Raw genomic sequence first — 23,391 nt, 5'->3', positions numbered from 1 at the left:
CGTCGAATCACTGGCTGTTCCGTAGCTGTCTCCTATCGTTCGCGTGGCTCGGAGAAGCGATCAGCAGCCGACCGCACCACCGATGGGGTCGCTACCGTCGCCTGTTTTTATAGGTATCGGGTCAGAAGGGTGCGTATGGACGACATCGACCTCGAGGAACTCGTGGCATCGTTGACGCTCCGTGAGGAAAATCAGGCGATCAAGAGCTACCAGAACACGGTCGCAGTGTCCTGCCCGGCCTGTGACGCGCGGTTCGACGACCTCATCGTGTGCAAGGAGAACCCGACGAGTCTCAACCTCTCGAAACAACTGGACCTGTGCGTGGGGTCGGCGGACGGTCAAGCGGTTATCTTCACGCACAAGAAGTGACGCCCCGGCACCGTCGAGTCGCTTTCACTCGACTATCGGAACGGTGAACACGGCTATCCGATTCCCGTACGTGCCGAGCGATACGGGCGGTCCCTGTGCCGTCTACTCTCGAGACGAGGGGTCACTCCGTCTTCACGAACTTCGCGGTACCGTCTTGTTCGACCGTGATCCGATACGTTTCGTAGCTGAATTCGACCACCATCTGTGATTCCGGAGCAGGTGGGTTAGAAAAGAGTTCATCGAGCATGCCGTCCACGCAATCGTACATCGTCGGTAACTCGGTCGTGTCCGTATCCTCGATATCAGCGATAGCGTTTATCAGGGATATAATTGGATTTTCGGCGGCCGTGTCCAGTTCTCGATGAACGATTTTCCGCTCGGTGTGATCTGACACAGTATCACCCTATCACGAACCACCGGTATAGTGACTGGTGTACGAAATAGTGAATGACCGTCCGTAATATGGCGTCAGGCATAGACTCGAGCGCTGTATTCCACCGAATGGCTCCGCGGTATCGGATAGATCGACGGCTTCCTCGATACTTGCTTTCGCTGTACTGGGCGAGACGACCGTCGGATCGAGACCGCCTGCGCGACCCCGATCTCCGTAATCGGACCAAAGTGACTTCGGCCGGCAGTCCCAAGGACATCCATGAGCGAGGACGCCGCGGAAACACTCGCGGTCGACGACGTCGTCGAATACTGCCGCACGCAGGCGGGACTGCTCTCGGGGAGCGTCGAGACGATGGGCGAGGAGGCCGACGAACTCCTCGACGAGATCGACCAGGAGATGGCCGAGATCCGATCGCGCCTCGAGACGCTCCCGGAGGACGTCCCCGGGACCGAAACGCCGTCGACCGCGGACGTCCCCGACGCGAGCGAGATCGACGTCGCAGCGATCGAGGAACTGCAGGAGGAACTCGAGGAGAAACAGCTGCTCGTGGAGGCCAAACAGGCGCGGATGCAGGCTTTTCAGGACCTGGCGGCCGACTACACCGAGCTCGCCGAGGAGCTCGCGTCGGACGTGGCCGACGAAGCGGAGGCGCTGACCCGCGTCGTCGAGTTCGAGGCCGACGCCGACGCCCCGGCGTACTTCGACGACGAACGCCGGACGATGGTCGAGATGGCGGCCGAGTCGGCCGATTCCGGGGCGGAATAACGGAACCGATCGGACGGGAAACGGAGAGCTGTGGCCGACGGGTCGGTCGTCGCTCGCCTCGCTAGTGATACTCACCCGAACCTTCATTGTGGAGAGTGTTGTCGGGCTAACACATGGCGATCGACTACGGCAACCGCGAGAAGTCCTACGAGCTCTACCGAAAGGGCAAGCGAGAGGGAACGTGGGACCCGGACGACTACGACCTCGAGGGTGACCGGGAGGACTGGGCGCAGTTCTCCGAGGCCGAACAACAGCGGTTCCTCGTGACGTGTTCGGGGTTTTACGACGGTGAGGAAGACGTCACGCGAACGCTCGCACCGTACATGATGGCGCTGGACGCCCTGCCGAACGAGGAGATGCCGTTCGACACGGTCCAGGAGGAGATGTACCTGGCCCAGCAGGTCTACGAGGAGGCCAAGCACACCGACTTCTTCAGCCGGTACTTCGAGGAGGTCTTCGGTACCCAGGACACGGCCCCGTACCGCGAAGGTGGCTATCAGGAGCAGGGGTACAGCACGGACGACCTCTACGATACCGCGGACGACCTCATGGCCGCGATCGACGGCGGCGACCGGACCGAACTCGTCTACGCGCTGGGTGAGGCCTACCTCAACTACATGGGCATCGTCGAGGCCCAGCTCGCCCGCGGCGGCTACCTCAGCTTCGACCAGATGATCGAACTGAAAGCCGAGGAGATGGGACGGGACGTCGTTCTCGAGTCGTTCCAGGCGGCGATCGGCAACGTACGTCAGGACGAGACGCGCCACATCGAGAACGGCCGCTGGATCCTGCAGCAACTGGCCGAGGCCGAACCCGACATCGTCGCGGACGTCTACGAACCGCGCATCGAGGAGTACGTCGAGAACCGACTGCTGGCGGATCCGCCCTTCGACGACCAGCCGTTCGACGGCTACGAGCGGAAACCGATCGCCAAACAGATCACGCAGTACTTGCAGGACACCGTCGACTACATCGGTGCCGACCGGTTCGAACGGTACGGTGACGTCAGGGCGACCCTCGAGGAGCGGATGGCCGCCGACTGACGCGTCCGATCCGGCCGGAGTTCGCTTTCGAAGCCGCTACAGCGCCTCGAGCAGCGCGTCCACGTCGTGCCGGTCGTTGAACGCGTGGATCGACGCGCGGACCGCGTCCGGTGTCGGCAGCGGCCGAACGACGATCCCCTGCTCGGCGAGTCGCTCAACGGTCTCCTCGGGGTCGTCGGCGGCGATCGTCACCAGCCCGGACTCGTACCCCCGCGGACTCAACAGTCGCTCGTCCGAAATCCCGTCTTTGAGCCGGTCGGTGAGGGCCTCTATTCGCCGTCGAATCGCGTCGATCCCGATCTCTTCGAGCACGCCGATCGCCTCCGTCAGCCCTGCGTAGGGGGCGGGGCTCGCGGTAGCGACCTCGAACCGCCGCGCGCCGGCCGCGTAGCGGTAGTCGCTGGCGTTTTCGTCTTCCACGCTCCGGTAGCCGATCGCGGCGGGGACGAGGTCCGCTTCGACGCCGTCGCGGACGTACAGGAACCCGCTACCGAATGGGCCGAGCAGCCACTTGTGGCCCGCTCCGACGACGAAATCGGCACTCCACTCGTGGACGTCGACCGGCACCTGGCCGGGCGCTTGTACGGCGTCGACGAGCACTGCTGCCCCGGCATCGTGGGCGATCTCGACGACGTCCGCGATCGGCAGTCGCGTCCCGTGCGTCCAGGTGAGCGAACTCACGCAGAACAGGGTCGCAGCGTCTGCCGCGGCTTTCACGTCTGCGAGATCGAGCCGCCCGCCCTCGGTCTCGAGGACTCGCACCTCGACGCCGTGCTCGCGCTCGAGTCGCTGCCAGGGCAGGATGCCCGCGGAGTGCTCGAGGTCGGTCCGGAGGACGACGTCGTCCTCGTCCCAGTCGAACGCGCCCGCGACCCGGTTGATCCCGTCGGTCGTGCTCTGTGTCAGCGCGATCTCGCTCGGCGCGGCCCCGAGCAGGTCGGCGACGGCTTCCCGCGTCTCGTCGTAGACGTCGAACGCTGCGGGATACATCCCCTCCGCCGTGGGGGACTCGTACGCGTGGTGCTCGAGCGTCGATTCCGCCGCCTCGACGACCCGACGCGGACTCGGCCCGCCGGCGCCCCAGTTACAGTAGACGCCGGACTCGAGGGCCGGTATCGTCTCTCGGAGTTCGCTCGGTTCCATGCGCAGTCGTTCGTTCGGTCCCGTGTTCGTTCTGGCGGTTGCCCAATTATCGAGCGGTTGCTCTCGTATCGGGAACTCGAGAATTCGATATCAGTCGGCGCTTTCGCCCTCGCATCGATCCGTCTCAGAGCCGCTATTTCGGCCGAAAAAGTGCAGTATTCGACACAATATTTAAACACCCACGATATATGGGGAATGATCAGCTCGCTTACCACTATCCGGGAATCGTCGACACGCCTGAACGTATGTTCCCCGTACCACCGAGTGAGGAGAAGACCAATGACCCAATCCAACCTCACCCGACGACGGGCGATGCAGGCGATCGGGGCGACCGGCGCGCTGGCGGTGGCCGGTTGTCTCGGTGGCGACACGCAGGGGAACAGCGAGGAAGCCGACCAGTCGGCGGCTGAGGACGAGGGGCTGCCGGCGGCGAAAGACGTCGACGTCGATCGGATCGCGCGGGACCCGACCGATATTCCCGCGCCGGTCGACTGGGACGAGCCGCGCGAACACGACATCACGATCGAGACGGTTCGGCAGACGGCCGAGATCGAACCCGGGGTCACGTTCGAGTACATGACCTTCGAGGGGCAGGTTCCCGGCCCGATGGTCCGCGTGCGCCGCGGCGATCGGGTGAACCTCACGTTCGATGTCCCGGAAGATCTGAACGAGGCGGCGCACAACATGGACTTCCACGCGGTCTACGGGCCCGGCGGCGGGGCCGACGCGACCACGATCGCGCCCGGCGACGACCCGACCCAGATCAGCTTCACGGCCGACTACGCGGGGGTGTTCATCTACCACTGTGCGATCCCGAACATGGACCAGCACATCAGCAGCGGCATGTTCGGTTCGATCCTCGTCGAGCCCGAAGAGGGCCTCCCCGAGGTCGACCACGAGTACTACCTCGGCCAGCACGAGATCTACACCGACGGCGACGTCGGTGAAAAGGGCCACCACAGCTTCGACTTCGACGCCATGCTCGAGGAATCGCCGACCTACGTCGTGTTCAACGGCCAGGCCTACGGCTTCGCCCCCGACGGCGGCCAGCCGATGCAGGCCAACACCGGCGAAACTGCGCGGGTGTACTTCGCCAACGGCGGGCCGAACCTGCTGAGCTCGCTCCACCCCATCGGGAACGTCTGGAGCCGCTACTACCGCGACGGCGACCTCCTGAGCGAACCCGACCTGAACATCGAGACCGCGCCCGTCGCCCCCGGGACGACCACCGCGGCCGAAATGGAGTTCCCCGTCCCCGGCCCGGTCAAGATCGTCGACCACGCGCTGACGCGCGCCGCCCGCCGGGGCGCACTCGGCGTCGTCAACGTCGAGGGCGAACCGACCGAAGACCTCTACGACGAGGATCCGTGAGCGGGATCGGCCCGCCCCTGATTCGCCGTTTCCAGTTCTCACTCTTTCCCGTTCTCACTTCCGTCGAGCGACTCGAATCGACGCGTTTCGTCTCGCCACCGTACCCCCTCGAGACCGGCTGTTTCTGGGGACCGTCGTCTTCGCAAGCGAGCAACTCGCACCAACCGCCGGTATCGCTCGGCGGCGACCGAACGGCCTCGCTCGAGTCCTTCCCGACCGACAGTAACAGGGGTGTATATTTTTACCAGTTCGGCCGCCAGTGTCACCCGATGGTGTTCGCACCGATTTCGTCGATTACGTTCGATGCCAGTGATCCGGCCACGACGGTCGCGATCGGGCGGCTGTTCGCGTATCTCGCGATGGGCATCGCGGCGGTCGTGTTGCTCTACTACGCGCGGATCTACGTTCGCGAGGTGCTCGCCGTCGACGCGGGGACCGAGCAGTGGTATCTCCTGATCGGGATCGGTGCGGCTATCGTCTACGCCGTCGCCGGCGTCGGCTCGTTGCTGCTCGAGCCCGACTGGATCCGCCGGTTTGTCGACGGCGCGGTCCTCTTTTTCATTCTCTTCCTCGCGCTGGCGATTCGCGCGATGTACCACGATCAGCCGGCCGGGGGGAATCGGTCTCGGCTGTTGCCCGCGTGGGCCGACTACGTCGTCATCGCCGGCTTCGTCGCCGCCTGGTGGGGGACCTTCCTGGTCGAGACCTCCTCGACCAGGTTGGTAGTCGCGGTCGGCTGGGTCGTCACCTCCGCGTGGGCGGTGCTCTACGGCGTTCGCGCCGTCCGCGTCCACGAAGGGACGACGTTCGCCGCGCTGACCCGACACCTGCTACCGGCGATCGTCTGCGTCACCGCAGTCATCTTCGTCGATCTGGTGACGAGCTACGCGGCCGGCTACGGTGCGCTGGCCGACGCCGCCTGGCTCGTCGGAACGACGCTCGTGGCCGCCTTCCTGTTCAACACCGCCGTGGCGATCCGCCAGCAGGGCGGCGAACTCGAGCGGCTCTACGACTGGACGACCTGGCGAGAACAGTCGCTGGATTGAGTCGATTCAGAGCTCGCCCCGCAGGACGACCTCGGTGTCGACCCGCTCGAGCATGTCTTCGGTGACGACGTAGTCCTCCTCGTCTTCGCCCTCCCAGCCGACGGACGCGAGTACCTGTTCGGTCATACTGGGGTTCGGATCGACGTGGGCCGTTCTGCCGTCGACGTTCGCGACGATACCGAGTTCCTTCCCTGCGGCGTCGACGACCGTCTTGCCGACGTCGTCGTCGGTCAGTGGCGCTGTCATCGACGATCCCTACGACGACGGGCGGGGTAAGCGAACGGCCGTCTCGTGCCGGTCCCGTCGGATCGGGTCCCGTCGCTGCAACCCAGTTACCGATCGATCGTGGCTGCACACTCGTCCCGTGACTATTTGGCGCTGGCTCCCGACGATACAGCCGACGCGTACCGATCGCGCTCCGAGGTTCACCCATGACACAGACACTCGAAATCAGCGACGACCTGATGGACCGACTCGACAGCCACTGCGAGGAGGGCCAATCGCCCGAGGAACTCGTCGAGGAACTGGTCTCGATGTACGAAACCGAAGGGGCGTTCCTCCAGGAAGGCTACTCCGAGTGACTTCTCCCACGACTAAAGTCGTGGGCTTCCCTCACAGAGGGTTAGGCCCACGTCGTCTGGGGAGTTCGCAGATTCCATCTCACCGCTGGTTCCCTTGAGTACGACCTGCGTTTCGGGCTGAGCCACAGCAGCCCCCACCGTCGATAGCGGGCTCGTGATGTCCTTACCGATGGCTCGTTTACCGATGTTCGTCGCGCCATTCTTGTCGCCGTTGTCGTCCAGCCCACAGTCGTGACACTCGACACGCCCCTGCACCTCACGACTTATGTTCTGTGACCCGCACCGCCAGCACGTCCGCGAGGTGTCGTACTCCTTGACCGGAACGCACTCTCGCCCGTCGAGGTGGGCCTTGTACGTGAGGATGTTCGCCATCTTCGCATACGGCATCTTGTGGGTCTTGTCGTTCACGTATCGTCCCTTGTCGTTGTCGAAGCGCAACCCGGTCATATCACCGAACACGATGACTGCGTTGCGTTCTCGGGCGCGAGCGACGAGTTCATTCGCTACCTGATGCAACTCGTGTTCAACCGTCCGTGATTCCCTGTCACCGAGACGCTCGATGACCTGCGCTCCTGAACGAACCTTCGCCTTCCCGATACTCTTGCGGAGTTGCTTGTAGTGTTCGCGGACGCGCCGGACTTCTGCGCCGTGGAACTGTGTGTCTCGGTCGGAGAGGAACGTGCTGACGGCGATCCACTTCGCGCCCATATCGACGGCGAGAACATCATCGTACTCGTCTGCGACGGCCACAGACCGCTTGCAGACGAGGTGGACGTACCACTCGCCGTCCCGGTGAACGAGTTCTGAGTCGCGGATGCACTCGTCGGTGAGCAGGTGTGCGTCCTTCTCGGGGACGTGGACGGGTACCCAGATGCTATCTCCTCGGCCTCGTTCAGGATTGTAGAGTGGGAGTTTGAACCACCATGACGAGAGAACGGTATCCTCGTCGTGTTCGATGGTGATACAGTCGTTGCGGAGGACGACGGGTTGTTCGGTGTCCGCTCGCGGATTCTTGTTCGACCAGACTTTGCCCGCCTGTTGCTTGGTGGCGGAGTAGAGGTTTGCATCGTCGTCACCGTGAACGGCATCTTGGAACGCGCCGTACTCGCGTTCGATGAGGCGGGCTTTCCGCTCGGTGAGCGAGTGGAGTTTGACACGTACTGTGGTAGTGACTCCTCGACGCATTATTATTGTCCGGTCTGTGCTTCGATGTACTCCTCGATGGTCTGACTCGACACTTCGCCTGCTGAGGAGACGAAGTACGAGCGTGTCCACAGCGAGGGGAGGCCGAAGTCGAACTCCTCACGGAGGTTCCGCGAGGTGTAGCCCTTGACCTGTTGAACGATTTTGTTCGGGGCGAGTTTCGGGTTGCCCGTGATGAACAGGTGAACGTGGTCGGGCTGGATTGCCAGTCGGAGGATGTCGAGGCCGAGTTCGTCGGCTTTCTCCTCGATGAGTTGTTTGAGGCGGTCGGCAACCTCGTCCGTCAGCACCGGTTTACGGTACTTCGGACACCACACGAAGTGGTAGTGGAGGTTGTGAACCGACGTCCGCTCTTGACTATACCCCCGTGGCATACTGTTAGATAAAAGACAGTCTATATTAGGTGTATTGATTTCATCAACCCTCGGTCGGCTATCGAGGATGGGTTGTGTCGTGTGTGGTCGGATTCATCCCACGGCTGAAGTCGTGGGCTTTCTCCTCGATTCTGTGTAGCGCGGATGGGGCTCGCATCCCTTCTTTCCGGTCACTCTTGAGGCGTACGAGGGAACGAACGGCACCCGCGGGCTCGCGTCCGCGGAGGCGATTGAGCGGTTGCGAATACGAGAGTCGACACGGTCTCGGTCACCTCCCGGAAAGTGCGGCGTCGGTTACGGCCATGTTCACGGAAAACGAAAGGGCAACGTCCGTGATCGACTGTCGCGTGCGATCCCGAGACGACTGCAGTCGAAAACTGTGATAGAGGATGACACTCAAGTAGTAGCTCACCGTACCGGTCGGTATGCACTTGCTGGTCGCGCTCGACGACTCGGAGCCGGGGTGGGCGGCGTTCGAGTTCGCGTGTACAGAGCATCCCGACGACGAGGTCGCGGTCGTCCACGCCGTCGATCCGACCAACAGCAGCTACGGTGAGGTGGCACATCTCGGACCGGATGTGTTGCTCGAGCGCCAGCGGGAGACAGCCGAGGAACTGCTCGCGGCGGCCGAAGATCGCGGGGCGGCATACGGCTGTGAATTCGAGACGGAGACGATCGTCGGCCAGCCGTCCGATGCGATCGTCGACTACGCCGCGAGCAACGACGTCGATCGGATCGTCGTCGGGAGCCACGGTCGGACGGGGTTCTCGAGGGTGTTGCTCGGCAGCGTCGCGGAGCGGATCGCTCGGCACGCTCCCGTTCCGGTGACGATCGTTCGGTAGCGGCCGGTTCGAACCGCCTTCTCGATAGTCTCGAGTTTGCCGGGGCCGCCGAACACGGCGAGGGGACGGACGGGTACGTCCGTTCCGGTATTCCTGTCTCGAAGACGAATTTCAGGCAGTACCGACCGTCTGAATGCGATACGAAGTCTCGTCCGTTCCGGCCCGGAATTCAATACGCTCCGGCCCGTCCGCTCGAACGTAACTGGACAAACTAATTAAGGTCCACCACAGTCTCGATTACATGAACGACCGCTACGACGTAGTCATCGCCGGCGCCGGTCCCGCCGGCGCACAGTGTGCCCGCGATCTCGCCGCCAGGGGGTACGACGTCGTCGTCCTCGAGACCGAGGCCGAGGACGAGTTCCCACGGCAGAGTAACAAGTCCACTGCGGGGACGTTCCACTCCATGATGGCTGCCTTCGGCATCCCCGACGATGTCGTGATGCAGTACACCGACAGCGTCGTCCTCGAGTCGCCGACCGAACACTTCGTTCGCGACCAGACCGGCGCGGTCCTGGAGTTCGCGGACTTCAAACGCTATCTGGTGAAAGACGGCCGCGACGACGGTGCCGAGTACCGGTTCGACGCTCGCGTCACCGCGCCGATCATGGAGAGCGGCGAGATCATCGGCGTCACCTACAACGGCGACGAGGAGGTCTACGGCGACATCGTCATCGACGCGACGGGCCCGAGCGCACCCATCGCGAAGAAACTCGGCATCGTCGACCTCAAGCGCGAGAACCACGCCATCGGCATCGAGTACGAGTTCGAGGGGATCGACATCGATCGCCCCGGCTTCGCGGACCTGCGCGACGCCATGATGTTGCGACTGGACCACGAGATCGCTCCCGGCGGCTACTCTTGGATCTTCCACACGGGCGAGGACACCGCCAAGGTCGGCCTCTGTTACATCCAGAACGGCAGCCACGACCGGTACAGCCGCGACGATTTCACCATCGACGACTACCTCTCTCACTGGCTCGAGACGGACCCGCGGTTCCAGAACGCCGAACCGATCGAGGGCAAACAGCACCGCGGCTCGGCCCACATTCAGGAGCCGACCGACCTCCACACCGACCGGTTCATGGCCATCGGCGACACCGTGCCAACCCTCGACCCGCTCTGGGGCGAGGGGATCAACAAGTGCATGCAGTCCGGTCGCGCGGCTGCCGCTACCGCCGATAGCGTCCTCAAACACGACGGCATCGAGCCGACCGCCGAGAACCTCGCGGTCTACGACACCCTCTGGCACCGCGACGTCGCGCCAAACGCGAAAACGCGGCTGCTGATGACGCAGCTCCTCTATCTCGCGCCGAACGACCGCTACGACAGGCTTATGCGGGACCTCCAGCGGCTCGACGACGACACGCTGGCCGAGGCGAACAAGGGCAACGTCCGGGCCATCACGCAGCTGCTCGAGCTCGGAGACGCGCCGTTGGTCGCCCGGCTCGCGAAACAGCAGCTGGATCTCGATCTCGGCTCTCTGATATAATCCACTCGGTGAACGCGGCACCGAGTCCCTGGCCGGGAACTCTGCGCCGACGAATCGAACCCCGTGAGAAACGGGCACTGACGCCGCCTTCGCCGTCGATTTATACGCTCGGTCCTCACCTCCGATAGATGGCACTCCTCGAGAACCTCCTCTTAGTGTTCGTCGCCGGCCTGGTCACGGCGCTGGCGACGGGCATCGGCGCGCTCCCGTTTTTCTTCTTCGAAGGGATCAGCGACCGGCGAAACGTGATTCTCTGGGGCCTCTCCTCGGGAATCATGATTTCGGCGTCGACCTTCGGTCTCATCGACGAGGGGCTGGCCGAGGGGACGGCCCTCGAGATCGCGATCGGCATGGCGGCCGGCGTCGCGCTCGTCGTCGTCGCTCACGACGTGCTGATGGACACCGACATCGATCCACAACAGTACGAAGCAGCCGATTTCAAGAAGCTCGTCCTCATCCTCGGCATCCTGACCGTCCACAGCTTCCCCGAGGGCGTGGCGATCGGCGTCTCCTTCGCGGACCTCGGGCTCGAGGGCGGGACCCAGTTCCTCGGCTTTACCGTCCCGGTGCTGGCGATCTTCATGACGATCGCCATCTCGATCCACAACATTCCGGAGGGGACCGCGATCTCGATTCCCCTGCGCTCGATGGACGTCGCCAACTGGAAGCTGGTCTGGTGGGCCGTCTTCTCGAGCCTGCCCCAGCCGATCGGGGCCGTCCTCGCGTTCGGCTTCGTCCGCTACGCACGGGAGTTCCTGCCCTACGGCTTCGGCTTCGCCGCCGGCGCGATGATCTACCTCGTCCTCACGGAGTTCGTCCCCGAGGCGCTGGATATCGGTGAGCGCTTACCGAACGGTGGCAAGCCCGAGCTCGCGGGCGGTATCGTCGTCGGGATTCTCGTTATGGTGCCGTTGACGTTCGTCTAGGCGATCCTCAGGGTTTACTTCCCTGCTGCGCACGATCGAGAGGCTGCCCGCGACCGCGGTGATTCGCACCCCTACTCGAGCACCCGCCCGTGCTCGTCGATCTCTCCCTTCACGATCCGCGTCGAGGAGATTCGCTCGCCGTCGTCGGCGTAGACGTAGGGGGCGACGATCCCGGACAACGGTTCGAACCCCCGTTCGCGCCGCCGGTCGTTGACCGCCTCGAGTTCGGGGGCCGTCTCGGGGGAGACGACCAGCGCGTCGATCGACGGCTCGTCGGTCGCGATGCCGTACTCGGTCTCGAGGGTGCGGAGTTCGACGTCGCGATCCCACTCGTCGAGCTCCGTGATCGCGTCCGTCACGGCCTGCATCCGCTCCTCGAGCGACGGGATCGGGCGCGGCTCGTGTCGCGTCTCGACTGCCAGGTCGTCGGCCGTCAGCGCGACGACGACGCCGTCCTCGCCGAACCGAAGGGCGTGTTCGACCAGGGTGCGATGCCCGTCGTGGAGCGGCCCGAACGTGCCGGCGACTGCGATTCGCATACGCGACTCGAAGGGGAGAACCCTGTTAAGAGTGATGTGCGATTCCGTGCTCGGCACTCCGTTTCGTACGTGCCACGTACTACCAGTCGTCGGGAATCGAGCAAAAACTCGTAATCACGCCCAGTCGTGGTTCTCGAGGCCTTCGTAGTGCTTCAGGCGACTGCCGATCTCCCAACCCTCCCAGCCACAGTCGTAGTAGAGGACGTCGGCGAGTTTGTCGAAGTTGCTCTTGTCGAGTTCGATACCGCGGTTTCCGCGGTACGTGATATACGGCTCGCTGCGAAGGTCGGCGTAGACTTCACGCGCAGTGGGGTAGTCGCCGTTGATCGGTGAAAGATCGAGGAGCGCTTCCTCCGTGATCGGTGTGCCCCACTTGTGTTTCGCTACCATCGTCGCCAGAAGGGAACATTTCACCGACGGCTTCTCCATAATCGAAGGATGCATCTTACCGCATATAAATACTGTTAATGGTCGTTAACGGTAGTGGAAATACTTATACACGCACAGCTTGTTATTCTCCGTATGAGCAGCATAGACCACGCGGCTGACCGCGAGGAGAAGAAGGAACTCCGCAGGGAGCACCCCAGTGGATGGCTTTACCTCACGCAGCACGACGCCATCCCGATCCTCGTCGATGCGTTACTCGATCTTCCGCCGAACCGCGAGTTCAACAAAACTGAACTCGCAGAGCACGCCGGCGTCACACGCCAGACTGTCGGCAACTACACCGACCTTCTGCTCGAGGTCGAACTCATTGAGGAGGTTCCGAACACGTCTCCACGTCGGTACCGGGTCGCAGACAGTAACGTCGTTCGAGAACTCTTCGAGTTGAACAGCGCGCTCAACAACGTCGGCAACGAGTAGCAGTTGGCGGAGTCGATAGGGGAAATCTACGTCGCGCTGCGGCTTGAGAGCTCGTGGCCGCGGCCCGTTACATCCGCTCGGGCAACCAGCCGCCGTCGACCTCGATATTCTGCACCCACCTTTTTACTGCGTCGGGGCCCCTCGCGGTGCGTCGCGCACCGCTCGGGACCCGCTCCTTGCAAAAATCTGGACCAAAAACGTCCCGCGGCGCGTCGCGCCGCGGCCAGCAGACCGTAGCGGAGCCGCCTATACTCGCTCGGGCAACCAGCCGCCGTCGACCTCGATATTCTCGCCGCTGATGTACTCGCTGTCCGGGTCGACGAAGAAATACAGCGGCGCGATCAGGTCGTCGAAGCTCGCCGGCCGACCCCGGGGCAACTCCGCGGGGAACTCGTCGGAGTTCTCGACGACGTACGGCGAGATCGCGTTGACGGTAATCCCGTCGTCCTGCGTATCCGCCGCGAGCATGCGCGTGAACATCAACACGCCCGCCTTCGCGACGAAGTAGGGGAAGTTCTTCGGGCTCACGAGTCCCTGCTCGCTCGAGGCGTACCCGATATTCACGATCCGGCCGTATTCGGTTTCCCGCATCGCCGGCAGTGCCCGCTTCGAACAGAGGGCCGTCCCGTTGAGGTTGGTCTCGAGGACCCGATTCCAGGTGTCGAACTCGATATCGGTCCAGTGGGCGGGCGCGAAGTCGCCGACGTTGTTGACCAGGACGTCGACTGACCCGAGTTCGGCTTCGATGGCCGCGAAGAGGCCGTCGACGCTCTCGGGGTCGGTGACGTCACCCTGTACCGTCATCGTCGCTTCAGCACCGCGCTCGCGGGCGTCCTCGGCCACGTCGCGGGCGGCGTCGGCGCTCGTGTGGTAGTGAACCGCCGTCCGCGCGCCGCAGTCGGCCGTCGCCAGCAGGAGTTCGCGACCGACGCCCTTCGCACTCCCCGTGACGAGCACCGTCCGACCCGAGAGATCTGGTTCCTCCATGCGTCTCTTCTGGACGACTATGAGGAAAAAACACCTGAAACTGAAACACCGTTGTCTGTTTCGAAGACGTGGATTTACAGGATCCCGAGTCAATAGTTCCGCTATGACATTGAAAACTGTCCTGCTCGCCGTCGGACCGGGCGATGCCGATCGAAGCGAACAACTGGCCGAAGCGGTCCTCGAGGTAGCGAAACCCGCCGATGCGACCGTCGTTCTCGCACACGTCTTCACCGACGACGAGTACGACGAGGTGCTCGACCGACTCGAGTTCGACAGAACGGTCGACGAGATCGATCCGGACGCGGTCGCGGGCCGGCACTCGACGATTCAGGACCTGCAGGCGATCCTCGACGAGCACGACGTCGACTACGAGGTTCGTGGTGCCGTCGGCGAACACGGGTCGTCGATCGTCGATCTGGCGACGAGCACCGGCGCGGACCGGGTCGTCGTCGGTGGCCGCCGCCGGTCGCCGACCGGCAAGGCCGTCTTCGGCTCGACGGCCCAGGAAGTGCTGCTGTCTGCCCCCTGTCCGGTCACGTTCGTCCGCCACGACTGACTGACCGACTCGTCCGATACTGTTACCAGACGGACATTCGGGCAGCCCCTTCGCTGCGATGGCGGCCACACCGCGGCGACCGCCGGGCGTTTCCGCAATACTGCAACGACGAGAATACTTAAGCGGATGGCCCCACCACTGTGACGGTATGACAATCGATACGGTACTTCTCGCAGTCGGACCGATGGACTCAGTGCGCGCACCGGAACTCGCCGAGACCGTTCTCGAAATCGCCGACCCTCTCGGTGCCACCGTCGTGATCGGACACGCCTTCACCGAAGACGAGTACGAGGACGTCCACGACGACCTCGGCTTCGACGCGCGCGTCGACGACGTCGATCCCGACGAAGTCGCAGCCAAACGCGCACCAGTCCCGGAACTCGCCGAGCGCTTCGAGGAGGCCGGCGTCGAGTACGAGATCAAGGGCGCGCTCGGCGAGGTCAGCACCAAAGTCGTCGACATGGCCATCGACGTCGGCGCGGATCGCATGGTCGTCGGCGGCCGCCGGCGCTCGCCGGCGGAAAAAGCGGTCCTCGGCTCGGTCTCGCAGGAGATCATCCTGCAGGCCCCCTGTCCGGTCACGTACTTCCGCGACCTCGACGTGATGGAGTAGCGAAGGCCACCCGACGCGACCCTCTGCTCCCGCTTTTACCCCACTCTCTCTCCGTCTCCGATCGTCCCCCTTCAGGATTCGTCAGCGCGCCGCTTCCACTCCCGTTCCTGCCGTCGCTCGCGGACGTGGCGCTCGCCGTCGGCCAGTTCGCGTCGAACGCGTCGCTCGAGGGACCGCGTTTCGGCCAATAGGCCGCCCTGAAAGTTCTCGAGGACGTCGTAGGACCAGCGGTCCTCGTCGACGACCCCCTGGGGGAGGAGTTCGGTTCGAATCGCGTCCGCGAGGTCGTCGTGGCCGGTCGCCCTGAGCAGCTCTTCGGCGCGGTAGAGGTGGTCCATCCCGTGACCGGTCGCGTGGTGAAACTCGAGCAGGCTTCCCTGAGCCCGCTGGACCCACTCGAGGCCCAGTTCGACTTCGTGGAGCGCCTCGCACTCCGTGTCGGACAGCGCCGGCGCTGACTCCGACTCGCCGTCGGGATCGGGAGACGTGTCGTCGATGGCCATGCGTTGAACTATGCTATCGAGTGGCATACGTGTGTCGCCGAGTCCGCCGGTCGTCGCGCCCGTGATTTATCGATATTGCTACTCGGCTGCGAGTATAATCTGGGTAGTTAAGTACGACGACGGTCGTCCCTAGGATAGCAATGGCTTACTACGCGGGCGTCGATCTCGGCGCGACCAACGTTCGGGCCATCGTCGCCGAGGCCGACGGGACGGCGATCGGTGTGAGTCGCCGATCCACGCCGCGCGGGCCGACGGGTATCCACGTGACGGAAGGGGTGCTCCGAACGCTCCGCGAAGCGTGTGGCGACGCCGGAATCGATCCGAAGCGAATCACCGCCGCGGGAATCGGCTCGATCGGGCCGTTCGATCTCGCCGAAGGAACCGTGATCGATCCAGCGAATCTCCCCGACTCGATCGATCGGATCCCGCTGACCGGCCCCGTCTCGAAACTGATCGGCAGCGACGACGTCTACCTCCACAACGATACGATCGCCGGCGTGATCGGCGAGCGCTTTCACGCCGATCGGAACCCCGACGACATGGTCTACATCACCATCTCCTCGGGGATCGGTGCCGGCGTCTGCTGTGACGGCGAAATAATGCACGGCTGGGACGGCAACGCCGGCGAGGTCGGCCACTGCGTCGTCGATCCCCGCGGGCGGCTGACCTGCGGCTGCGGCCGCGAGGGCCACTGGGAGGCGTACTGCTCCGGCAACGCCATCCCCGACTACGTCCGACTGCTCGCCGAGGACGACCCGACGATCTCGACGGACCTCCCGCTCGAGGGGCCCGATTTCACGGCGAAAGACGTCTTCGACCTCGCGGGCGAGGACGAACTGGCGGATTACGCGATCGAACAGCTCGCTCACTGGAACGCGATCGGCGTGACCAACGTGATTCACTCGTTCGCACCGATCGTCGTCTCCTTCGGCGGCGCCGTCGCGCTTCACAACGAGGAGCTCGTCGTCGACCCCGTTCGCGAGCGGGTCGCGGAGATGGTGATGACGAACGTCCCCGAGATCCGCGTCACCGACCTCGGCGACGACGTCGTCGTCGAAGGCGCACTGGCGAGCGCCCTGACCGACGGGACCGGAGATCGACGGCGGCTGCGGAGCTGAGCCGCTCGCCAGTCCGGCATCGAACAGGGCGCTAATCGCCGGACAGGAACCTCGTGTCCGCGTTCCGATTCCGGTCGCGTGTCCCGAGGCGAGTGACTACCTCTATGTACCTGCACGACTCCTGCTGTATCTATGGAGCGGAGAGCGTTCCTTCGAGCGAGTGGTGCCGCTGGCCTCGCCCTGTCGCTGCCGGGTCCGACCGCGGCGTCCGGAGCTACTACCGCCGTCGCCCAGGGAACGTACGAACCGCTCGGGCAAGTCCCGATCACCGGTGCAGCGGAAGCCGTCGTCGGCGACGAGGGCCGGACCGCCTACGTCGCGGCGACCACCGGATTCGTGTCCGTCGACGTGAGCGACCCCACCGAGCCGACGCTGCTCGCCGAGGAACGCGACATCGAACTCGAGGACGACGTTCTCTCCGAGATCCTCGACGCGACCGTCGACGGGGACCGACTGGTCGTTGCGGGGCCGGCCAACCCCGGCGTCGGAGCGATGGGGTTTCACTGCTACGACGTCAGCGATCCCGCAGACCCCGTCTCGATCGGTGCGTACGAGACCGGCTACCACATCCACAACTGCTATCTCGACGGCGAGTCGCTGTACGTCGCCGCGAACTCGCCGGAAGAAAGCTCGCTCGTCATTTACGACGTCGGCGGCGACGAGATCACGCGGGTCGGCGACTGGTCGCTGCTCGAGTTCGAACCCGGCTGGGGCGATCTCGACATGCTCGTTCGCTACCTCCACGACGTCTACGTGCAAGACGACGTTGCGTACCTTCCTCACTGGAACGCCGGGACCTATCTGATCGACGTCAGCGACCCGACCGCCCCGGAATACGTCTCCCACGTCGCGGAAACCACGCTCGAGGAACAGCGCGGTATCGACGACTGGGAGGCGGCCGTCTACGGGTTGCCGGGTAACGATCACTACGCGGCGGTCGACGACACCGGCGACCTCATGGCGGTCGGACGGGAGGCCTGGGCGGTCGACGGGGAAGACCCCGACCGGCCGGGCGGGATCGACCTCTACGATGTGAGTGATCCCGAAGACCCGGTTCGACGGGGATCGATCGACCCGCCGCGGACGACCGACGAGACTCACGGCAGCGGGGCGTGGACGACGTCGCACAACTTCGAGCTTCGCGACGGGCGACTCTACTCGTCGTGGTACCGTGCGGGCGTGAAGATCCACGACGTCTCCGACCCTACCTCCCCCGAGCGGATCGCCTGGTGGCGCGATCCCGAAGAGACCGGATTCTGGACGGCACGGGTCGCCGAACCCGGCGAAACGTTCGTCGCGAGCAGCACCGAGGCGATTCCGAACACCTCGCTCGAGGGGGCGCTCTACACCTTCCCGATCGAAGCGGGCGAGCAGGCCGACCCGCCGTCGCTTCAGGACCCCGGTAGCTGGACGACGGACGGAAACGAGACCGACGGTGGCAACGAATCCACCGACGGCGACGAACCCGACGACGGCAACGACACCGGCGGAAACGAAACCGCAGGGGACGGATCCAGTAGCGACGAGGATTCGATCCCCGGATTCACCGGTCTCGCAGGGGTCGTCGGCGGCGGGGTCGCACTCGAGTGGCTGCGCCGACGCCGCGGAAACGTTCAGGATTAATTCGACGGTTTTCGGCCGTGCGACCGAACTTATTCACCGTTCGAGTTCCTAGCACGACCCATGACTGACTCCGAGGGCGAGCCGTCCCTGAAGGAACGCGTCGAGCAGTTCATGACACGCGAGATGCCAATCATCCAGATGCACGGCGGGACCAGCGCGGTACGGTCGGCCGATCCCGAGACCGGCGAGGTCATCATCGAACTCGGCGGCGGCTGCAAGGGCTGTTCGGTCAGCGACGTGACGACCGGCAACATCGAGGCCGAACTCATCACGTGGCCCGAGATCGACGAGGTCACCGTCCGCGTCCCAGACGCACGCGACAGCCTCGGCGGCCCCGATCAGCCCGAATCGATCATGGGCGTCGACCGAACCGAAGGCGGCCGCGGCGACTGGGGATCGTCGAATCCGGGGAAGGACCATCTCTAAGCTCGCGTGGCTGCCGCCGAGTCGGCCGGTCCGCGGAGTTTGGCCTTCGTTGACAGGGTCGGAGAGTTTTGGGAAGTCCTATATCCTTTTAGGCGCCCACTACGGACATCGCATATCATGACGACGAGTAGACGCCTGCAGGCAGGAGGTGCCGGCGATGGGTGACGCGCCCGACTCCGGCGACGAGGACGAGCCCGACGCCGAGACCGACGGCGGCCTCCGGGCCTACACCGTCCGACTCGAGCTCGTCGACGAACCCGGAGAGTTGCTACGCGCGCTCGCCCCGATCGCCGACAACGGCGGCAATCTGTTGAGTATCCACCACGAACGCGGGAACATTACGCCGCGCGGCCACATTCCCGTCGAGGTCGACCTGGAGTGTCCACCCGACCGGTTCGACGACGTCGTCGAGGGCCTCCGCGGTGCCGGCGTGAACGTCATTCAGGCCGGTGCGGAGCACTACGGCGAGGAGATCAACGTCGTTCTGATCGGTCACCTCGTCGATACCGACCTCTCGAACACCCTCTCGCGGATCGAGGACGAGGCCGACGCGGTCGTGCTGGACCTCTCGCTCGCCGCGCCCGAGGGGACCGGTGGGATCTCGAGCGCCCGCGCCCGACTCGCGATCGACTCCGGCCGGTCCGAGGAGGCGCTCGCCGCGATCCGCTCGATCGGAACGGACAAGGAACTGACCGTCGTCGAACCGCTGCTCGGAGGTGATGCCTGATGAAACTCGCAATTCTCGGCGCCGGTGACGTCGGCCGCTCGGTGGCCGACCTCGCCGCCGAATACGGCCACGACGTCGTCGCACTCGCCGACTCGACCGGCGCTTCGGTCGATTCGACCGGAATCGCCGTGGAATCGGTTCTCGAACGCAAGGCCGGCGGCGAAGCCGTCGGTTCCAGCGACCCCGAGGACGTCTTCGAGACAGAGTACGACGTTCTGGTCGAAGCGACGCCGACGACGCTCGGCGACGCCGAACCCGGCTTCACGCACGTGAAACGTGCGCTCGAGGCCGACCGCCACGTCGTGCTGGCGAACAAGGGACCGGTCGCCGAACGCTACGAGGAACTGCGCGCGCTCGAGGACGAGCACGCGGGCTCGATCCGATTCGAAGCGACGGTCGGCGGCGCGATCCCGGTGCTCTCGACGGTCGAGGACTGCACGCCACAGGCGGTCACCGCGGTGCGAGGCGTGCTCAACGGGACCGCGAACTTCATCCTCACCCGGATGGCCGCCGAAGGACTCGACTACGAGCACGTGCTCGCGGAGGCGCAGGACCTCGGCGTCGCCGAGGCCGATCCGACGTTCGACGTGGACGGCACGGACGCCGCGCTCAAGTTCGTCATCCTCGCGAACGTGCTGGCCGACGGCGGCTTCGCGCTCGAGGACGCGACGGTCGAGGGTATTCAGGACGTTCCGGGCAGCGCCCTCGATCTCGCTGCCGAAGACGGCCGCACGATCCGGCTCATCGGCGAGGCGACCCGCGACGGGGTCCGCGTCGGACCGCGGCTCGTCCCGGAGAACGGTGCCCTCGCCGTGACCGGGACCCGCAATATCGTCCAGATCGAGACGCGAAACGCCGGCTCGCTCCACTCGAGCGGCCGCGGTGCCGGCGGTCCGGAGACGGCGACGGCAGTCCTCTCCGACGTCGGTCGACTGCCACCACTGTAACCCGACTCGGCTCCGTCCGCTGGAGGCCGTTCGGCTCGTTTTGTGTCCTTGTCATCGTCTATTCGAGTACTGTCGAACGAGTGGACCGCCATCACCGATGCCATCTCGAATCGCGTGTCGCCCGAGAAATCGGCCGCTCGAGTTCGGATGAAACGTCTCTCAAGCCCCTTCCGAGCGCCTTCCCAGTACTGCCTCACCCGGTCGATCGAACGACCGTGCCGTGGTAATCCTAGCCAAACCGCAAGCAGGCGTCGGGATCGGCTGAATACGCTTTCGAAATGGTTTTAACCGCAACGAGCCAAAGGGACCGATATAAGCGCCTCAGCGCGTGAGCTACAACAATGAGCGACCAACACCAGAACCTGGCCATCATCGGTCACGTTGACCACGGCAAGAGTACGCTCGTGGGACGACTCCTCTACGAAACGGGGAGCGTACCCGAGCACGTCATCGAACAGCACCGCGAAGAAGCAGAAGAGAAGGGCAAGGGCGGCTTCGAGTTCGCCTACGTCATGGACAACCTCGCCGAAGAGCGAGAGCGCGGTGTCACCATCGACATCGCTCACCAGGAGTTCTCGACGGACGAGTACGACTTCACCATCGTCGACTGTCCCGGCCACCGAGACTTCGTGAAGAACATGATCACGGGCGCATCCCAGGCGGACAACGCCGTCCTCGTCGTCGCCGCCGACGACGGTGTCGCGCCCCAGACCCAGGAGCACGTTTTCCTGGCTCGAACCCTCGGTATCGACGAGCTCATCATCGGCATCAACAAGATGGACATCGTCGACTACAAGGAGTCGACGTACGACGAGGTCGTCGAGGAAGTCAACAAGCTGCTCCAGCAGGTCCAGTTCAACACCGACGACGCCTCGTTCATCCCGATCTCGGCGTTCGAAGGCGACAACATCGCCGAGGAGTCCGACAACACGCCGTGGTACGACGGCGAAATCCTGCTCGAGGCCCTCAACAACCTGCCCGAGCCGGAGCCACCGACGGACGCACCGCTCCGACTCCCGATTCAGGACGTCTACACCATCTCCGGTATCGGTACCGTCCCCGTCGGACGTATCGAAACCGGCCTCCTGAACACCGGCGACAACGTCTCCTTCCAGCCCAGCGACGTGGGCGGCGAGGTCAAGACGATCGAGATGCACCACGAAGAGGTGCCCAAAGCGGAGCCCGGTGACAACGTCGGATTCAACGTCCGCGGCATCGGCAAGGACGACATCCGACGCGGTGACGTCTGTGGCCCCGCCGACGACCCGCCGAGCGTCGCCGAGACGTTCCAGGCCCAGATCGTCGTCATGCAGCACCCCAGCGTGATCACGGCCGGTTACACGCCGGTCTTCCACGCCCACACCGCACAGGTCGCCTGTACGATCGAGTCCATCGACAAGAAGATGGACCCCTCGAGCGGCGAGGTCGCCGAGGAGAACCCCGACTTCATCCAGTCGGGCGACGCTGCCGTGGTCACCATCCGACCACAAAAGCCCCTCAGCATCGAGCCGTCGAGCGAGATCCCCGAACTCGGGAGCTTCGCCATCCGCGACATGGGTCAGACCATCGCCGCCGGAAAGGTCCTCGAAGTTCACGAGAAACAATAAATGCAGCAGGCACGCGTTCGACTCGCGGGCACGAGTCCAGACGACCTCGACGACATCTGCGACGACGTCCGCGAGATCGCGAACAACACCGGCGTCAACCTGAGCGGTCCGATCCCGCTGCCGACGAAGACCCTCGAGGTCCCGACCCGGAAGTCGCCTGACGGCGAGGGCACTGCGACGTGGGAGCACTGGGAGATGCGCGTCCACAAGCGCCTGATCGATCTGGACGCCGACGAACGCGCACTCCGCCAGCTCATGCGCATCCAGGTGCCAAACGACGTCTCGATCGAGATCGTCCTCGAAGACTAAGCGCTCATCGAGGCCGTCTCGACCGCGACCGGTATCCGAGCTACTGATCGTTTTTGCAGTCTTCGAGTCCCGTTCCCCAGCGATAGCCGTGGCGCTCGAGGCGCAACCGAGACTCCGGAGTCGCGTCTCCGATCCTCTACCAGTCTACTTTTCGGCAACTTCCCACCGGCTCCAGACGGTGCCGGGACTTTTGACCCTCGCCGTCCCAGATACCCGTATGTCACGGCGTTCGCGGTCGCAACCGGAAACCTACCTTCGATCCGATTCCGGGCGGGACGACGGGTCGGACCCCGGCTCGAGCAGTCCGATTCTCGAGCTGCTCGTCGTCTTCGCCGTCGTGTTCGTCGTGCAGGGACTGACGATGTTCGCGGGCGTGATGGGCACGTTATTCGTCCTCGCGCCACCGCTGACGAGCGACCCGTGGACGATCGTCACGAGCGTCTACGCCCACGACGGACTGGGGCACCTCGTCTCGAACACCCTCGCGCTGATCGTGTTCGGCTGGCCGGTCGCGCGAGCCACGACCCGGCTCCGGTTTCACGCCTTCTTCGCGCTCACCGGTGCGATCGCGGGGATCGCCCAGATCGTCCTCACCGGCGTGCTCGCGGCGATCCCGATGGTCCCCGTCGCGCCGACGCCGGGCGTCCTCGGTGCCAGCGGCGCCGTCTTCGCCCTGCTGGGCTATCTCGTCGCGTCGAATCGGCTCTCGAGCGGGCTCGCCTCGATCGTCGACGTCCCCGACTGGCTGTCGATCCTCCTCTTCGTCGGCCTCGCGATCGCGGTCACGTTCGCGACCGCCTCGCCCGGCGTCGCGCTGATCGCCCACTTCACCGGGTTCCTGGTCGGGACGGTTGCGGGGCGGGCTCGAGTGCTCGCCGTCCGTTCCGAATCGGACCCCAGCAGGTCTGCACGTTGAATCCGGTGTGGTGAGAGTGGTTCGGCTCGAGCCCACACCGTGGTGCGGTGTCCCGATCCGTCCCCGAAACACAAGCTACAAATAGAAACCGGGGTTAGGAACGTGCG

29 protein-coding genes are annotated in these 23,391 nt (G+C 64.4%); 20 read left to right on the top strand and 9 right to left on the bottom strand.

What is annotated here, in order from left to right:
* Positions 1 to 135: 135 nt before the first annotated feature.
* A complete protein-coding gene (locus LDB05_RS11595; protein ID WP_226004147.1) occupies positions 136 to 369 on the top strand; it encodes a DUF7385 family protein in 234 nt (77 codons plus the stop codon).
* Between the two features lie 121 nt (positions 370 to 490).
* On the opposite strand, the gene LDB05_RS11590 is transcribed toward LDB05_RS11595, so the two are convergent.
* Positions 491 to 763, bottom strand: a complete 273-nt coding sequence (locus LDB05_RS11590; RefSeq protein ID WP_226004146.1) for a HalOD1 output domain-containing protein — start codon at positions 761 to 763, stop codon at positions 491 to 493.
* Between the two features lie 258 nt (positions 764 to 1,021).
* On the opposite strand from LDB05_RS11590, the gene LDB05_RS11585 reads away from it, so the two are divergent.
* On the top strand, positions 1,022 to 1,528 hold the full coding sequence (locus tag LDB05_RS11585; protein ID WP_226004145.1) for a hypothetical protein: 507 nt from the start codon (positions 1,022 to 1,024) through the stop codon (positions 1,526 to 1,528).
* A 113-nt stretch (positions 1,529 to 1,641) separates the two neighbouring features.
* Entirely contained in the window at positions 1,642 to 2,571 is a 930-nt protein-coding gene (locus LDB05_RS11580) for a ferritin family protein (RefSeq protein ID WP_226004144.1), read from the top strand.
* A gap of 36 nt (positions 2,572 to 2,607) precedes the next feature.
* Here LDB05_RS11580 and LDB05_RS11575 read toward each other — a convergent pair whose 3' ends face one another.
* Positions 2,608 to 3,714, bottom strand: a complete 1,107-nt coding sequence (locus LDB05_RS11575; RefSeq protein ID WP_226004143.1) for an aminotransferase class V-fold PLP-dependent enzyme — start codon at positions 3,712 to 3,714, stop codon at positions 2,608 to 2,610.
* Positions 3,715 to 3,993: 279 nt separating this feature from the next.
* On the opposite strand from LDB05_RS11575, the gene nirK reads away from it, so the two are divergent.
* Both nirK and LDB05_RS11565 read left to right on the top strand, forming a co-directional pair.
* Positions 3,994 to 5,085 carry a copper-containing nitrite reductase gene (nirK, locus tag LDB05_RS11570; protein WP_425498562.1) on the top strand — a complete coding sequence of 364 codons (1,092 nt, stop codon included), beginning with the start codon at positions 3,994 to 3,996 and terminating at the stop codon, positions 5,083 to 5,085.
* Positions 5,086 to 5,354: 269 nt separating this feature from the next.
* The gene (locus LDB05_RS11565) at positions 5,355 to 6,131 is read left to right on the top strand and encodes a hypothetical protein (RefSeq protein WP_226004142.1); all 777 of its coding nucleotides are present in this window, start codon (positions 5,355 to 5,357) and stop codon (positions 6,129 to 6,131) included.
* Positions 6,132 to 6,137: 6 nt separating this feature from the next.
* On the opposite strand, the gene LDB05_RS11560 is transcribed toward LDB05_RS11565, so the two are convergent.
* Positions 6,138 to 6,377 carry a hypothetical protein gene (locus tag LDB05_RS11560; protein ID WP_226004141.1) on the bottom strand — a complete coding sequence of 80 codons (240 nt, stop codon included), beginning with the start codon at positions 6,375 to 6,377 and terminating at the stop codon, positions 6,138 to 6,140.
* A 185-nt stretch (positions 6,378 to 6,562) separates the two neighbouring features.
* On the opposite strand from LDB05_RS11560, the gene LDB05_RS11555 reads away from it, so the two are divergent.
* Complete coding sequence (locus LDB05_RS11555; protein WP_226004140.1) at positions 6,563 to 6,712, top strand: DUF7557 family protein; 150 nt, start codon at positions 6,563 to 6,565, stop codon at positions 6,710 to 6,712.
* Between the two features lie 12 nt (positions 6,713 to 6,724).
* Here LDB05_RS11555 and LDB05_RS11550 read toward each other — a convergent pair whose 3' ends face one another.
* Positions 6,725 to 7,897, bottom strand: a complete 1,173-nt coding sequence (locus LDB05_RS11550; protein WP_226004139.1) for an RNA-guided endonuclease InsQ/TnpB family protein — start codon at positions 7,895 to 7,897, stop codon at positions 6,725 to 6,727.
* Positions 7,898 to 7,899: 2 nt separating this feature from the next.
* Positions 7,900 to 8,289, bottom strand: coding sequence for an IS200/IS605 family transposase (gene tnpA, locus LDB05_RS11545; RefSeq protein WP_226004138.1), 390 nt, complete (start codon positions 8,287 to 8,289; stop codon positions 7,900 to 7,902).
* Between the two features lie 425 nt (positions 8,290 to 8,714).
* On the opposite strand from tnpA, the gene LDB05_RS11540 reads away from it, so the two are divergent.
* From LDB05_RS11540 to LDB05_RS11530, 3 genes are all read left to right on the top strand, one after another.
* Positions 8,715 to 9,131 carry a universal stress protein gene (locus tag LDB05_RS11540; protein ID WP_226004137.1) on the top strand — a complete coding sequence of 139 codons (417 nt, stop codon included), beginning with the start codon at positions 8,715 to 8,717 and terminating at the stop codon, positions 9,129 to 9,131.
* Positions 9,132 to 9,372: 241 nt separating this feature from the next.
* Complete coding sequence (locus tag LDB05_RS11535; RefSeq protein WP_226004136.1) at positions 9,373 to 10,623, top strand: digeranylgeranylglycerophospholipid reductase; 1,251 nt, start codon at positions 9,373 to 9,375, stop codon at positions 10,621 to 10,623.
* A 128-nt stretch (positions 10,624 to 10,751) separates the two neighbouring features.
* The gene (locus LDB05_RS11530; RefSeq protein ID WP_226004135.1) at positions 10,752 to 11,549 is read left to right on the top strand and encodes a ZIP family metal transporter; all 798 of its coding nucleotides are present in this window, start codon (positions 10,752 to 10,754) and stop codon (positions 11,547 to 11,549) included.
* A gap of 71 nt (positions 11,550 to 11,620) precedes the next feature.
* Here the strand turns inward: LDB05_RS11530 and LDB05_RS11525 are convergent, their stop codons facing one another.
* Together LDB05_RS11525 and LDB05_RS11520 are read right to left on the bottom strand one after the other, a co-directional pair.
* The gene (locus tag LDB05_RS11525; protein ID WP_226004134.1) at positions 11,621 to 12,088 is read right to left on the bottom strand and encodes a phosphopantetheine adenylyltransferase; all 468 of its coding nucleotides are present in this window, start codon (positions 12,086 to 12,088) and stop codon (positions 11,621 to 11,623) included.
* Positions 12,089 to 12,202: 114 nt separating this feature from the next.
* On the bottom strand, positions 12,203 to 12,517 hold the full coding sequence (locus LDB05_RS11520; protein ID WP_226004133.1) for a hypothetical protein: 315 nt from the start codon (positions 12,515 to 12,517) through the stop codon (positions 12,203 to 12,205).
* A gap of 93 nt (positions 12,518 to 12,610) precedes the next feature.
* Between LDB05_RS11520 and LDB05_RS11515 the strand changes: the two genes are divergently transcribed.
* Positions 12,611 to 12,952 carry a hypothetical protein gene (locus LDB05_RS11515; RefSeq protein ID WP_226004132.1) on the top strand — a complete coding sequence of 114 codons (342 nt, stop codon included), beginning with the start codon at positions 12,611 to 12,613 and terminating at the stop codon, positions 12,950 to 12,952.
* A gap of 246 nt (positions 12,953 to 13,198) precedes the next feature.
* On the opposite strand, the gene LDB05_RS11510 is transcribed toward LDB05_RS11515, so the two are convergent.
* Positions 13,199 to 13,939, bottom strand: coding sequence for an SDR family NAD(P)-dependent oxidoreductase (locus LDB05_RS11510; RefSeq protein ID WP_226004131.1), 741 nt, complete (start codon positions 13,937 to 13,939; stop codon positions 13,199 to 13,201).
* A 103-nt stretch (positions 13,940 to 14,042) separates the two neighbouring features.
* Between LDB05_RS11510 and LDB05_RS11505 the strand changes: the two genes are divergently transcribed.
* Both LDB05_RS11505 and LDB05_RS11500 read left to right on the top strand, forming a co-directional pair.
* A complete protein-coding gene (locus LDB05_RS11505; protein ID WP_226004130.1) occupies positions 14,043 to 14,495 on the top strand; it encodes a universal stress protein in 453 nt (150 codons plus the stop codon).
* A gap of 148 nt (positions 14,496 to 14,643) precedes the next feature.
* The gene (locus LDB05_RS11500) at positions 14,644 to 15,108 is read left to right on the top strand and encodes a universal stress protein (protein ID WP_226004129.1); all 465 of its coding nucleotides are present in this window, start codon (positions 14,644 to 14,646) and stop codon (positions 15,106 to 15,108) included.
* A gap of 71 nt (positions 15,109 to 15,179) precedes the next feature.
* Here LDB05_RS11500 and LDB05_RS11495 read toward each other — a convergent pair whose 3' ends face one another.
* Positions 15,180 to 15,611 (bottom strand): hypothetical protein, encoded by a 432-nt coding sequence (locus tag LDB05_RS11495; protein ID WP_226004128.1) that lies wholly within the window; start codon positions 15,609 to 15,611, stop codon positions 15,180 to 15,182.
* A gap of 140 nt (positions 15,612 to 15,751) precedes the next feature.
* Here LDB05_RS11495 and LDB05_RS11490 point away from each other — a divergent pair, with 140 nt between their 5' ends.
* The 8 genes from LDB05_RS11490 to LDB05_RS11455 all read left to right on the top strand — a co-directional run bounded on the left by LDB05_RS11490 (position 15,752) and on the right by LDB05_RS11455 (position 23,284).
* A complete protein-coding gene (locus tag LDB05_RS11490) occupies positions 15,752 to 16,729 on the top strand; it encodes an ROK family protein (RefSeq protein ID WP_226004127.1) in 978 nt (325 codons plus the stop codon).
* A gap of 132 nt (positions 16,730 to 16,861) precedes the next feature.
* Positions 16,862 to 18,352, top strand: a complete 1,491-nt coding sequence (locus LDB05_RS11485; RefSeq protein WP_226004126.1) for a hypothetical protein — start codon at positions 16,862 to 16,864, stop codon at positions 18,350 to 18,352.
* 60 nt (positions 18,353 to 18,412) lie between these two features.
* Positions 18,413 to 18,778 (top strand): NifU family protein, encoded by a 366-nt coding sequence (locus tag LDB05_RS11480; protein ID WP_226004125.1) that lies wholly within the window; start codon positions 18,413 to 18,415, stop codon positions 18,776 to 18,778.
* Positions 18,779 to 18,935: 157 nt separating this feature from the next.
* Positions 18,936 to 19,505, top strand: coding sequence for an amino acid-binding protein (locus tag LDB05_RS11475; RefSeq protein WP_226004124.1), 570 nt, complete (start codon positions 18,936 to 18,938; stop codon positions 19,503 to 19,505).
* A complete protein-coding gene (locus LDB05_RS11470) occupies positions 19,505 to 20,452 on the top strand; it encodes a homoserine dehydrogenase (protein ID WP_226004123.1) in 948 nt (315 codons plus the stop codon). The genes LDB05_RS11475 and LDB05_RS11470 overlap by 1 nt, the downstream gene beginning before the upstream one ends.
* A gap of 341 nt (positions 20,453 to 20,793) precedes the next feature.
* Positions 20,794 to 22,059, top strand: a complete 1,266-nt coding sequence (gene tuf / locus LDB05_RS11465) for a translation elongation factor EF-1 subunit alpha (protein ID WP_226004122.1) — start codon at positions 20,794 to 20,796, stop codon at positions 22,057 to 22,059.
* Positions 22,060 to 22,368, top strand: a complete 309-nt coding sequence (gene rpsJ / locus LDB05_RS11460) for a 30S ribosomal protein S10 (protein WP_004215311.1) — start codon at positions 22,060 to 22,062, stop codon at positions 22,366 to 22,368.
* Between the two features lie 217 nt (positions 22,369 to 22,585).
* Positions 22,586 to 23,284: a rhomboid family intramembrane serine protease gene (locus tag LDB05_RS11455; RefSeq protein WP_226004121.1), complete on the top strand. Its 699-nt coding sequence runs from the start codon at positions 22,586 to 22,588 to the stop codon at positions 23,282 to 23,284.
* The last annotated feature ends 107 nt before the right edge of the window (positions 23,285 to 23,391 follow it).

The organism is Natrinema salinisoli (assembly GCF_020405205.1).
Taxonomy (GTDB): Archaea; Halobacteriota; Halobacteria; order Halobacteriales; family Natrialbaceae; genus Natrinema; species Natrinema salinisoli.
Note: the sequence above shows the minus strand (reverse complement) of the source record. Positions and strands in the feature narration are given on the sequence as shown.